This window comes from Aquiflexum gelatinilyticum, from assembly GCF_024813435.1.
Taxonomy (GTDB): Bacteria; Bacteroidota; Bacteroidia; order Cytophagales; family Cyclobacteriaceae; genus Cognataquiflexum; species Cognataquiflexum gelatinilyticum.
In genome coordinates this window covers 770313-781641 of the sequence record NZ_JANAEZ010000002.1, presented here as the reverse complement: position 1 = coordinate 781641, position 11329 = coordinate 770313, and the positions used below count along the sequence as shown (strand labels likewise).

The window sequence follows — 11329 nt, the reverse complement described above, 5'->3', positions numbered from 1 at the left end:
CCACTTAAAAACGTAAACCAATAAGAAGGGAACTGACCATCCTGTCATAGATTACCACATTGAAAGGAAGGCTTACACTCATCACTTCGGAATTTTGTGTAATCTGAAACTCTGCGATCAAAGCGAGTTTTTTGCTTAAGTTGATGACACTCCCAAGCTTTGCAACAGGACTGACAAACCTTCTTTTGATATCTGTCAATGGTTCTTCGTAAAGGGTGGTGATTCCGGTTGAATTCAATGTCTGGTCAATGATGGAAAATTCACTTTCGATCTTGTTATAATTGGACACAACCCCCAATCCGATATAGGAATCGACATTCCCCATTCTGATCCAGGTATAGTTAATGGTTACAGGGACCATGATGGTGCTTGCAGCATAATTCTCAGTAGCTGTCATGTATTGCTCGGTAGAAACATATTCTGAAAGGACTGTATTGTCCTGCCTGAGATAAGCAATAGAAACATCCATAGACAACCTTGGCCATTTTCTAAACTGATGTGCTTTGACACCTATCTGAAAAATGGGAAAAATACTGGTCTCAAAAGCATCTTTTCTGTTTCCGCTAATAGTAGATGGGGTGAGCACTATAGAAGACATCCCTGCAGAAATCACAGGAGAAATCCTGGTAAATGGTTCTTTCTTGAAATGGAGCTCAAAAGGCAGGTTTTCACAAAGGTGATATTTTGACAAAACTGAAATAAAACCATATTCTTCATATTTTAAATTGAAGATATCCTGATACAATTCATTGGTGCAATTTCCCGCCATCAACATATTCAGGGTAGCGATATATGGTCTCTTGAAGTCACTGAACTCCCTGCCATTTATTGATTCCTCCTCGTAGTGGGCTACCAATTCTATGATATCTGTGCCGTTGTCTATGTAAAAAATATTCTGGCTTCTCAATAAGGTTAACTTCCCTGAAATCAAAACCTGAACGAATTCAGGTTCTTTTTCCTCGGCTAATTTTTTTACCAAATATTGCCATCCGTTTTCAAACCCGAATCCACCAATATCACTTGGAAAAAGGGTTTTGGGTTTTTCAACCGGTTTTGAAAAACGGATTTTATCATAAGATTCATAGTCAAACTTCTTTTCGATTTTACCATAAACTTTGGAGCCGTCTTTTAGGATGATGTAATCATCTGACTGTGCTGTGGCAAAATGGGAAAAAACAAAAAAATGCAATGTCGAAACCAAAATAATGGCGGCAAATATCTTCATAAATGGGCGATCAAATTTTAAATCGAACAATGATACCCAAAAAAGTAATATTAAAAAATAAGGGGATGAAAAAAATTTTCATCCCCTTTGAAATCTTGGATTTTGACCAAATTAAGGCCCTGTAAATAATTTCAGGATGTCATTCCCAATCGCAAAAACCATCAAGGCTAGGAGTAAAACCATCCCAACTTTTTGTGCATTTTCCAAAAACTTATCGGAAGGCGCCTGACCCGAAACCATCTCATAAAGTAGAAACATAACATGTCCACCATCGAGTGCGGGAATAGGAAGGAGGTTCATAAATGCCAAAATCATGGAGATCAAACCGGTGATACTCCAAAATTTAACCCAATCCCAACTGTTGCCATAGATTTTTGCCATACCTATCGGACCGCTTACATTCTTGGCTGACACCTCTCCGGTAAACATTTTTCCAAGAGCCTTTGCGTTGACAATAACTACTCCAAATGCCCGCTGAGTTCCTTTGGTGATAGACTCCGCAATACCATATTTTTTGACAACAGGTTCCAACAAAGGATTCACCGCAATACCGATTGTTCCTTCATCTGATATTTGGGCTGTTTTTTCTAAGGTTTCACCGTTTCTTTCAACCACCAAAGTGGCTTCTTTTCCCTTTAGATCTGCAAGAGAGCTTTGCAATTCATTGAAATAAGCAATCTGAGAACCGTTTACTCCTACTATCTTATCCCCGGCTTTCAAGCCTATTTTCTCTGCTGAAGAATTTGGACTTACTTCTTTGACATCAAAAGGAATCCTGATATTGATGAAGCTGGACATTGCCTGTTCACTGTTGAAGGAATTGATAAACCCTCTTGGAATTTCGATTTTTAGAATTTCTCCTCCTCTATCCACTGTATAAAAACCTCCACTGCTCAATAAAGCCTCTCCACCACTCAGTTCATTGATGCTTTCGTATGGTAAGCCATTGATATCAAGAATTTTGTCCCCATCCTGAAAACCAATCTGTTGGCCGATTTCAAGAGCAACTATTCCATTCTGAATGACTTGGTCGCGTGAATAATAAGTTTCTCCTCTTTGGTGTACCAAAACCACAAAAATTATGATCCCCGTAATCACATTGACAATGATACCCCCGAGCATTACAATCAATCTTTGCCAAGCAGGTTTTGATCTGAATTCCCAAGGCTGAGGTTCGGATGAGAGCATTTCTGTATCCATGGATTCATCGACCATTCCGGAGATTTTGACAAAGCCTCCCAAAGGAATCGCTCCTATGGAATATTCTGTTTCACCCCATTGAAAACCGATGATTTTTGGAGGAAATCCAATGGAGAATTTCTCCACACGCATTCCAAACATTTTGGCTGTAAGCAAGTGACCTAACTCATGCAGGCCTACTAAAATTGACAAACCCAATATCAATTGGGCTACCATAATCAGTGTATCCATTATACTTTACTCTTTATTAATTCTTCAGTGATGATACGAGACATTTTGTCCGTATTTACATAATCTTCTAATGTAGGTTTTCTTACGAAATCAGCTTTCACCATGGTCTCGGCAATTATGTCTGACATTTCAAGAAATCCGATTTCCTCCCTCAAAAATGCAGCCACAACGATTTCATTGGCGGCATTTAAAATACAAGGTGCATTTCCTCCTTTTTCAAGTGCTTCAAAAGCCAAACCCAAATTACGGAATGTTTGGATATCAGGTTTTTCGAAAGTCAGGTTTGGATATCTGGCAAAATCAAACCTTGGGAAGTCTGCTTTTAACCTATCAGGGTAACTCAAAGCAAACTGAATAGGAATACGCATATCGGGCAATCCAAGTTGTGCTTTGATACTTCCGTCTTCAAATTGAATCAAAGAATGGATAATGGATTGAGGATGAACAACCACTTCAATCTGATCTTTGGACAACCCAAACAACCATTTGGCTTCGATTACTTCCAGACCTTTGTTCATCAGTGAAGCAGAATCTATGGTAATCTTTGCTCCCATATCCCAATTGGGATGCTTGAGCGCTTGGGCCTTGGTCACTGTTTCCAAATAAGATCGGTCTTTTCCTCTGAAAGGACCTCCTGAAGCAGTAAGTATGATTTTCTCAATTGGGTTGTGAAACTCTCCTACCAAACATTGGAAAATCGCAGAATGTTCTGAATCAACAGGATAAATGTTAACCCCTTTTTCACGGGCTAATTTAGTAACCAATTCACCGGCAACCACTAAGGTTTCTTTATTGGCTAGCGCAATCGCTTTTCCAGCCTCAATGGCTTTCATGGTAGGAATCAGTCCAGAATATCCGACAAGGGCTGTCAATACGATGTCTATAGATTCCATGGTAACCACGTCAGCTAAGGCTTTTTCCCCTGCAAAAACTTTAATCCCCAATGGAAGTAAAACATCCCTTACCTTTTCGTAAAGTCCTTCATTGGAGATCACCACACAATTGGGTTGAAACTCAATGGCCTGATTGATCAATAAATCAGCGTTATTTTGGGCAGTCAGGACTTCAACTTGAAATTTTTCGGTATGAGATCTGATGACCTCGAGGGTCTGGGTTCCTATGCTCCCTGTCGAGCCAAGGATGGCTACATTCTTTTTTCCTGACATTAATTCAATTTGCATGATCAAGGGACAAAGTCTATCTGTCTGATAAATTCCCTTTAAGACATGACAAAATTACAAGGTTAATGGACTTTTCCTCCAAATTTTTCAGTCTTTTTGAAAAGGGGTAATTTTGGCACATAAATCGGTGTATACATCTAATAGTGCTACAAAAGAACTAACCCAAAATTAGAGCAATTCGTTATGGCAGATATGATAAAAAATGCGAAGACAATTCTTTTGGCCTTTTCAGCAGGTCTGTTAGGGGCTTGGGCTTTTCAGGAATTTGGTACAAATGACAAAATTCCACAGAATGGAACGATTGAAATTCCCGAGAGTCCAAATTATAATGTCAATTATAATTCACAGCCTTTGCCAAGTACTAATGCCCCGATATCATTTGTAGAGGCTTCGGAGAAAAGCACTCCATCAGTCGTTTTCATCAAGAATTTTTCGGGAACTGACCAAAGACGCTACAGCATGTTTGACTATTTTTTTGGAACTGAACCTACTCAAAGAGTCAGTACCGGTTCGGGAGTAATCATCAGTTCTGACGGCTACATCATCACTAACAACCATGTCATCGACCGTGCAGAAACCATCGAAATCGTCCACCAAAAAAGAACCTACCCTGCCAAATTGATCGGGACGGACAAGAATACTGACATTGCGGTATTGAAAATTGAGGCAGCCAATCTTCCTGCCATCCAATTGGGGACAAGCCGAAGCTTAAAAATTGGGGAATGGGTCATTGCCGTAGGAAATCCTTTCAATCTGACATCCACCGTAACAGCGGGAATTGTCTCAGCCAAAGAAAGGCAGATCAATATTTTGGGCGGTGAATTTCCTTTGGAGTCCTTTATCCAAACCGATGCCCCGATCAATCCCGGTAATTCTGGCGGTGCTCTGGTCAATATTAATGGGGAATTGGTTGGGATCAACACCGCGATCCTTTCCAGAACAGGTTCTTATACAGGATATGGATTTGCAGTGCCGGTGGATATTGCCATGAAAATCGCCAATGACCTGATCAAATACGGTGAAGTCCAGAAAGCCATTCCCGGACTTGAAGTGGTGGAAATCACTCCCGAACTTGCAGAAGATATGAAATTACCTTCTTTGGATGGGGTGATCATAACACACGTAGTACGGGAAGGTGCCGCAGAAAAAGCAGGAATGCAAAAAAATGACGTCCTGACTTGGATAGAAAACATTGACATTACAGGAAAAGGAAGTTTTGAGGAAGTATTGTCCTATTATAAACCAGGCGATAAAGTCCGTGTCCAATTTAAAAGAGGCACTGAACTCAAGAGTGCTACACTTACTCTCCAAAATCTGGAGGGAACTACCGGAGTCATCAAAAGGGAATATTACACTTCCAATTTGCTTGGGGCGAAACTTGAGACTGTCAATACCATAGAAAAAGATAAATTCGGAATCAACTATGGCATCAAAATTACTTCAATGACAAGGGGATATTTGAGGGATCTGGGATTAAACAATGGTTTTGTGATCACCATGATCAACGGAGAACCCGCCAAAAATCCTGATGAAGTAGGCCAATATCTTGAAAAATTCAGTGGCAGATTAAGGCTAGAGGGCATCACCCCAAGCGGACAACCCTTTATGCAGTCCTATAATGTGAGATAATTTTCCTAAATTAAGGTTTTGCAATCCACATCTTCAAGATGAATTGTACTCCAAAATAGACACCACTACTTATGAAAATAACTCCTCCCTCTTGCGAAAAGTGTTTTGAAGACTATAAGGATGCTCTAAATGAGCTACATGATGTTGTCAAGCTTTATAAAACCGCTCCGAATGAACCTAAAAACCAAAAAAGGGTGATCCGGACATTTGAGCTTACCCATGAATTGGCATTAAAAACCATTGCGGAATATTTCAAAAAACAAGGTCGGATTCAGCCATTTTCAGGTTCACGGGATGCAACTGTTGAGGCTTTTAATGAAGAACTGATTGACGACGGTAAAGGTTGGCTGGAAATGATCATCGAAAGGATTAAATTCAACCCGCTTTATACAGAAGATTTCCAAGGTGAATTTGCCGAAAACATCTCCAAGACATATATCAAGCTTTTGGAAAATTTTGAAAGAAAGCTCAAAAACAAGCTGGATTAAGTTTGAAGTAAATGTCAGGCTAGCTACAAAATATTGGTTGGGTAAATTAGATGATAACCTAGCTAAAAACTTTTTCAGGAAGTTTTCACATTTTTTTATTGTCCCTGTAGCACAAACGCCAAAATAACCGTCAAGGAGATATGGCCTTTTGAGCTTAGTATTCAACAATTAACCTATTTTCCAAACTACCATGAAAAACAAGAGTAACCCCACTATCGGAAAAAACCTGCATTTGGTTTTGGCGTTCATGATGTTTTTGGTTTTACCTTCCTGCCATGATGAGGTCACCAACACGTATACTTACAAAACATCCTATCCGGTTTATCTGGAAATGAGTACAGTAAGGCAAGCCGACATCATCATCGAACCGGGAAAGGAACTGGACAACCCAGGAAAAATCTACATTTATGGGGATTACCTTTTTATCAATGAGCCACAGAAGGGGATCCACATTCTGGATAATTCAAACCCTGCATCTCCAAAAAACATCAATTTTATCAACATCCCTGGTAATGTGGACTTGGCTGTCAACAGCGAAATCCTATATGCCGACAATTACGTTGACCTGCTTTCTTTTGATATCAGCGATGTCAGGAGTATCAAAATGGTAGATAGGGAAGAAGATGTTTTTAAAAACATGTATAGCAATTTTGATACGGGACAAATCATCACTTGGAAAGATACAGTCCTGACAAGTGAATCTGATATGATGTGGGGTTGGGGAGGATGGTGGGGCCGTCCTGAGTTTTTGGCAATGGCGAATGATGCCGGTAGCAAAGGCGGAGGTCAAAGCTATGGTCAAGGAGGCTCAATGGCAAGGTTCACATTGATGAGCGGACACTTGTATGCTGTGGATGAATATAGTCTTAGAGTCTTTGATGTCAACAAAGAAGATGAGCCTGTTTTTATCAAAAATATTGACCTAGGTTGGGGAATTGAAACAATTTTCCCTTTTCAAGAAAAACTTTTCATCGGTTCCAATACAGGAATGCATATCTATGATGCAAGGGTTCCTTCAGACCCAAAGAAAATGGCTGAGTATTCACATTTCACTGCCTGTGACCCTGTAGTTGTCAACGAAGATTATGCCTTTGTGACGCTCCGCAATGGTCAATTTTGCAGACAAGGTGTCAATGAACTACAGGTATTGGACATCAAAGACCCTTACAATCCAAAGCTATTGAAAGCCTATGAAATGCTGAATCCTCACGGTTTGGGCCTTGCAGGGGATTTTCTTTATATCGCAGAAGGTGAGCACGGACTCAAAAGCTTCAATGTTGCGGACGTCATGAACATCGATAAAAACCAACTAGAATTTTTGAAATCCATGAAATCAGTGGACATCATCCCTGGTCCAAAATCTCTGATTGTGATCGGTCCTGACGGAGTCTGTCAGTTTGATTATTCCACTCCTTCTGTACTCAAGCCGCTTAGCTGCATCCAGGTTAAGAATCCGGTGATTGTTTGATAAAAAAAACTTCAAGGGTTAAAAACCCCGGAGGGTTTGAAGTCCTTTCAAAAACTAGACGATGAAGAAAATACTGTTTCTAATTTTGATCCTTTTTTCATTTTTGGGAAAAACATATTCCCAAGAAAAGACTTTTTTCAATCAAACAGATCTTGGATTATCCATTGGACAAGTAAAGACAGATTTTGAAGGATATACTGAAAGAGTAAATTTTTCATTCCAAACATTGAATGGTGTGTGGATCAATAAATACCATGCCACGGGATTTTTGCTGGGAGTAGATACCTATCCAAATTTTACCTTGATGCCAATCGGTTTGGGTTGGCGTGGTTTTTTGGACAAAGGCAAGAGACATACCTTATTTGCAGGTATGGATTTGGGGGCTGCCTCAACCATGTTGGAAAAAAAAGTGGAAACAGAGTGGACAGAATCCTGGTATGAAGGAGGTTTGTTTTTGAACCCCAGCATAGGAATCGGACGCAACTCAAAAAAAGGGAAGCATTCTTCGGTTTTGAGTATTGGATACAAAAGACAGGAAGCAAACTTTTATGAGGGGTCCAAAGAAATTGGATTTTCATCTTTTAGAGATCCTTCCATCCCACCGGGATTCATTTCGGTACGCAAAGAAGAATATGTTTTCAACAGCTTTGTTCTTAAATGGGGCTTGATATTCTGATCTGAATATTTATCGGACAAAAATGAAATCTCAATAACCTTCAAATAAGATTTTGCGGTACTTATTGAGACGGAAAAAAAATTCAGGGAAAAATAAAAAATCGCATTGGTTATTCTAGACCAATGCGATTTTGATTTTTAAATCAGAAACTGGAATTCCTCCACCTTCCTCCTCCTACAAAAAAACCCAGCGAAATTCCGAAATAACTGTTCTCAGTTTCTCCAATGACATTGTTACTCACATCCACAATATCGCTGACAGGTAAAAAATTATAATCTAGGGAAAGCCTGAACTTACCTGTTTCAAAACCGCCTCGGACCATTCCAAAAGTTGCGGAATTTGTAGAAAGCTGCCCAATATCATCTCCATCACCTATTGGGTCCTCAATAGCTAGGTTTGAGAACAAGGCCCTACCAACACCCGCTCCTAAAAACGGTGCAAAATTACTTCCTTCTTTGTGGAAATGATAGTCATAAGTCAGGGCAAATGATCCATTGCCTGAAACCTCTCCTTTGACTGTTTCATTGGAGGTATTGTAAACCACGTCTCGCGCCATGCCTACTACCCCAAATCTCAATCCGATATTCATGTTGGATTTGAAATTATATTTAGGTTCAAGATATAATAATGCACCTCCACCTCCGGCTTTCGGAACAGCGAAGCCAAAATCCATTCCTACTCTAAACCTGTCTTCTTGCTGTGCGAAAGCCAGATTCACACTGAGTACTATTAAAAGTGTAATGATGATTTTTTTCATGTGGTCTTGAATTATGTTGGTTAATGTAAGAAAATCGACGTTTATCTTCAAGTCTTAAACCAAAATCCGCCGAAGGCGTTACATTTGCCGAAGATCAAAAACTTTTACGTACGCCATCATGCTTGAGGTTTCAGGATTAATCAAAAAATACGGTAAGCAAAACGCCGTCAACAACATCAGTTTTTCATTACAAGGCGGTGAAGTGGTCGGGCTATTAGGTCCAAACGGAGCCGGTAAAAGTACCACGATGAAATGTATCGTGGGTCTGCTTCGCAAAACCGCAGGTGAAATTCAGATCGCTGGTCATGACCATCTTTCGGTAGCGGCAAAAAAATATTTTTCCTACATCCCTGAAACACCACATGTTTATGACCTGCTGACCGTCAAAGAACACATGCAGTTTATTGCACAGGCTTATGGCATCAAGGATTGGAAAGACAAAGCAACCGAACTGATGGAAATCTATGACCTGACGGACAAAGCAGACAAACTTGGCCGTGATCTGTCTAAAGGCATGCGTCAAAAAGTTTCTATCTGCTGTGCCTTGTTGCCGGATCCACAGGTTTTGTTTTTTGACGAGCCAATGATCGGACTTGATCCAAAAGCCATCAAAAACACCAAAAAAATATTCAAGGAGCTCAAAGACCAAGGAAAAACCATTTTGGTTAGTACACACCTCATCGATAGTGTGGAAACAATCGCAGATCGGATTATGATCATGAAAGACGGCAATATCATCGGAAATGATACCATATCTAATCTCAAGACAGCCTTTAGCAGTGCCGGCGATTCAAGTTTAGAAGACCTCTTTTTAGAATTGACCAAAGATGAATGAGTTCAAACTTCTAATCCGCAAAGACCTTTTTATTCTGGTCAACAATATAAAGCTGATCCTTAGAAATCCCCTGAGGCTGTTACCTTACATATTTGTATTGGGCTATTTCAGTTTTTTCTATTTCCGTAGAAGTGGAAAAAAGTCTGAAATCAATACCGAGGAAATCGGAAACCTTCAGGACGCTGCCGGGCAATTCGAACAGGTTGATTTTGCTGTTCAGAATATTGCCGGGGGAATTACCCTTTTGGCTTTGGCTTTTTTGATGTTTCAGCTTTATAGAGCCACAAAGAAAAATATCAGTTTCTTCAGTATGGCAGATGTGAACTTGCTTTTCACTTCTCCCGTTTCCCCTCCAAAGTTATTGATGTATTACATGATACGGTCAATTGTTCCTTCGCTTGGAGGCTCTTTTATTTTTGTAATTTACAGCACTGCCCAACTCAATGATGTTTTTGACCTCACTCCTTTAAATCTGATCTTGATGTCCATCGGAGTGACCATGTTCTTCTTTATTCTTTCACCAATCAAGTTTCTGATCTACACCCTCAATACCAAGTACAATATCTTGTGTTATATCAAAAACGGGGTTTTTGCACTTGGGGTGATCCTTCTCCTGATGATCTTGATCCCAGGTCTTATGGCGGAGAAATTCTGGCAGGGAATGTTTGCCTGGATCAGTTCTCCTTGGTTTGATTTCTTTCCATTGGTTGGTTGGAGCCGTGGAATTATCACTTTTGTCAGTCATAATAATATCTGGATTTCCCTCGGCTTTATCGGCGTTTATCTTCTTTCCTTTTTGATAATTGTGCAATTGGTACTGACCCACGCAGGATATTATTACGAAGATGTACTCGATTCTACCCAATCCAATGAGGAGGTTAAGGAAAAAGCAAAAGGAAAACAGCAGGCTTCTGAATCTACAGGAAGTCTCAACCTCAACAAGAAACTGGAACTGAAAGACTTCGGAACCGGTGCCACGGCTTTGTATTGGAGAAATTACGTTCACAGTTCAAGACAGGATTTTCACCCTTTATTTGGGCTATATGGTTTGGGATTTTCAGCCATTGCCATCATTATGGCTATTTTATCCAATTTTGATTGGTTTTCTCATAAGATCATTTATGGCTATTTGATCATGATGGTTGGTATGTACTTTATGGCTGGAATGGGAAGGACAAGTATTGGAGATCTCAAAAAGCCATATTTCATTTTGATTCCTGCTTCTTGGACTTCCAAATTCTGGAACATGATCAAACTTGATATTTATCAGACATTGATTATGTCGGTGATTATGGTTATCCCAACAGTGCTAATCGCAGATTTGAGCTGGGGATTGATGTTCCTTTTTCCCTTTTGTATGATAGCATTTTACCTGACCGGCTTTGCCATAACACTGACTACACAAGTGGGTTTTGACGAAGGATGGGACCGGAAGCTGATCAAGCCCGTTATTATTGGAGGGGTGTTTTTGTTTGGAATTCTTCCTTCTCTGGCGGCAGGAGTATTTGGGTTTGTCATTTCTAGACAATTTATATTTGCGATGACCGGCGTCAGCATGGGTATATTCATTGTGGCAGCAGTGATGCTGCACGTGACCTTGGATATCATAAGCAAGGTGGAGTTTAAGGAAATGTGATGA

General features: G+C 40.0%; 10 protein-coding genes. 6 read left to right on the top strand and 4 right to left on the bottom strand.

All coding sequences use genetic code 11. From position 1 onward, the window contains the following. Positions 1–4 precede the first annotated feature (4 nt). From NK987_RS07890 to NK987_RS07880, 3 genes are all read right to left on the bottom strand, one after another. On the bottom strand, positions 5–1225 hold the full coding sequence (locus NK987_RS07890; RefSeq protein WP_259263396.1) for a hypothetical protein: 1221 nt from the start codon (positions 1223–1225) through the stop codon (positions 5–7). 111 nt (positions 1226–1336) lie between these two features. After that, positions 1337–2656 (bottom strand): RIP metalloprotease RseP, encoded by a 1320-nt coding sequence (gene rseP, locus NK987_RS07885; RefSeq protein ID WP_259263395.1) that lies wholly within the window; start codon positions 2654–2656, stop codon positions 1337–1339. Then, positions 2656–3822, bottom strand: coding sequence for a 1-deoxy-D-xylulose-5-phosphate reductoisomerase (locus NK987_RS07880; RefSeq protein WP_259263430.1), 1167 nt, complete (start codon positions 3820–3822; stop codon positions 2656–2658). Before NK987_RS07880 ends, rseP begins: the two co-directional genes overlap by 1 nt. Positions 3823–4020: 198 nt before the next feature. On the opposite strand from NK987_RS07880, the gene NK987_RS07875 reads away from it, so the two are divergent. From NK987_RS07875 to NK987_RS07860, 4 genes are all read left to right on the top strand, one after another. Continuing rightward, positions 4021–5466 (top strand): trypsin-like peptidase domain-containing protein, encoded by a 1446-nt coding sequence (locus NK987_RS07875; RefSeq protein WP_259263394.1) that lies wholly within the window; start codon positions 4021–4023, stop codon positions 5464–5466. Between the two features lie 71 nt (positions 5467–5537). Further along, positions 5538–5954: a nucleotidyltransferase substrate binding protein gene (locus NK987_RS07870; protein ID WP_259263393.1), complete on the top strand. Its 417-nt coding sequence runs from the start codon at positions 5538–5540 to the stop codon at positions 5952–5954. A gap of 190 nt (positions 5955–6144) precedes the next feature. Further along, on the top strand, positions 6145–7422 hold the full coding sequence (locus tag NK987_RS07865; RefSeq protein ID WP_259263392.1) for a hypothetical protein: 1278 nt from the start codon (positions 6145–6147) through the stop codon (positions 7420–7422). Between the two features lie 61 nt (positions 7423–7483). Beyond that, positions 7484–8098: a hypothetical protein gene (locus NK987_RS07860; protein WP_259263391.1), complete on the top strand. Its 615-nt coding sequence runs from the start codon at positions 7484–7486 to the stop codon at positions 8096–8098. A 142-nt stretch (positions 8099–8240) separates the two neighbouring features. Here NK987_RS07860 and NK987_RS07855 read toward each other — a convergent pair whose 3' ends face one another. Beyond that, positions 8241–8855 (bottom strand): hypothetical protein, encoded by a 615-nt coding sequence (locus NK987_RS07855; protein WP_259263390.1) that lies wholly within the window; start codon positions 8853–8855, stop codon positions 8241–8243. A 118-nt stretch (positions 8856–8973) separates the two neighbouring features. Between NK987_RS07855 and NK987_RS07850 the strand changes: the two genes are divergently transcribed. Further along, the gene (locus tag NK987_RS07850) at positions 8974–9690 is read left to right on the top strand and encodes an ABC transporter ATP-binding protein (protein ID WP_258424695.1); all 717 of its coding nucleotides are present in this window, start codon (positions 8974–8976) and stop codon (positions 9688–9690) included. Continuing rightward, positions 9683–11326, top strand: coding sequence for a putative ABC exporter domain-containing protein (locus NK987_RS07845; RefSeq protein ID WP_259263389.1), 1644 nt, complete (start codon positions 9683–9685; stop codon positions 11324–11326). The genes NK987_RS07850 and NK987_RS07845 overlap by 8 nt, the downstream gene beginning before the upstream one ends. Positions 11327–11329: the final 3 nt, after the last annotated feature.

Coding starts and splice junctions, on each gene's coding strand:
- NK987_RS07890 (WP_259263396.1), bottom strand. CDS start 1,225: ATGAAGATATTTGCCGCCATTATTTTGGTTTCGACATTGCATTTTTTT.
- rseP (WP_259263395.1), bottom strand. CDS start 2,656: ATGGATACACTGATTATGGTAGCCCAATTGATATTGGGTTTGTCAATT.
- NK987_RS07880 (WP_259263430.1), bottom strand. CDS start 3,822: ATGTCAGGAAAAAAGAATGTAGCCATCCTTGGCTCGACAGGGAGCATA.
- NK987_RS07875 (WP_259263394.1), top strand. CDS start 4,021: ATGGCAGATATGATAAAAAATGCGAAGACAATTCTTTTGGCCTTTTCA.
- NK987_RS07870 (WP_259263393.1), top strand. CDS start 5,538: ATGAAAATAACTCCTCCCTCTTGCGAAAAGTGTTTTGAAGACTATAAG.
- NK987_RS07865 (WP_259263392.1), top strand. CDS start 6,145: ATGAAAAACAAGAGTAACCCCACTATCGGAAAAAACCTGCATTTGGTT.
- NK987_RS07860 (WP_259263391.1), top strand. CDS start 7,484: ATGAAGAAAATACTGTTTCTAATTTTGATCCTTTTTTCATTTTTGGGA.
- NK987_RS07855 (WP_259263390.1), bottom strand. CDS start 8,855: ATGAAAAAAATCATCATTACACTTTTAATAGTACTCAGTGTGAATCTG.
- NK987_RS07850 (WP_258424695.1), top strand. CDS start 8,974: ATGCTTGAGGTTTCAGGATTAATCAAAAAATACGGTAAGCAAAACGCC.
- NK987_RS07845 (WP_259263389.1), top strand. CDS start 9,683: ATGAATGAGTTCAAACTTCTAATCCGCAAAGACCTTTTTATTCTGGTC.